This window comes from Cognatundibacterium luofuense (assembly GCF_018139685.1).
GTDB classification, from domain to species: Bacteria; Pseudomonadota; Gammaproteobacteria; order Burkholderiales; family Burkholderiaceae_D; genus Undibacterium; species Undibacterium luofuense.
The window spans coordinates 1-447 of sequence record NZ_JAGSPN010000160.1 but is presented as its reverse complement, the minus strand read 5'-3'; the positions used below and the strand labels follow the sequence as shown (position 1 = coordinate 447).

The following is a 447-nucleotide window of genomic DNA, read 5'->3' as shown; positions in this document are numbered from 1 at the left end:
AGTCTTGCTGGGCGCGGTATTCAAGGTCACGGGTTCCAGTCCGCTGACCATGCGCCCACCGGTGATGTCGGATTATTTCCGGCATGATTTTGTGCGCTCTGCACGCTTTGCCGGAGTACCGTTTGTATTGCCTGAACCTTTCCCGATCAATACCCAGAACACGGCCCGCGTTTGCCTGTGGTTACGACAAACCGCGCCGCAGCGTTGCGGTGATTTTGTGCGTGGTGTCAGCCGCGCTTACTTCACCGGACCGGCAGCCATCAATGACATCGCCTGGCTCAGCGCCTTTGTCGATCAGCTGGGGCTGGATGGCAGCGCGGTAGCAGCTGTATGTGCAGCGGATGAATGGAAAGACGCGCTCAAGCAGCAATGCGAGCAAGCGGTGGCGCAGGGCATATTCGGTGCACCCTGGATCCGGGTCGATGGCGAATCCTTCTGGGGTAATGA

Annotated in this window: 1 protein-coding gene; it reads left to right on the top strand. The window is 58.8% G+C overall.

The genetic code is table 11. From position 1 onward, the window contains the following. Positions 1 to 447, top strand: a 447-nt coding sequence (locus tag KDM89_RS19820; RefSeq protein ID WP_212689606.1) for a 2-hydroxychromene-2-carboxylate isomerase, incomplete at both ends; no start/stop codon positions are given.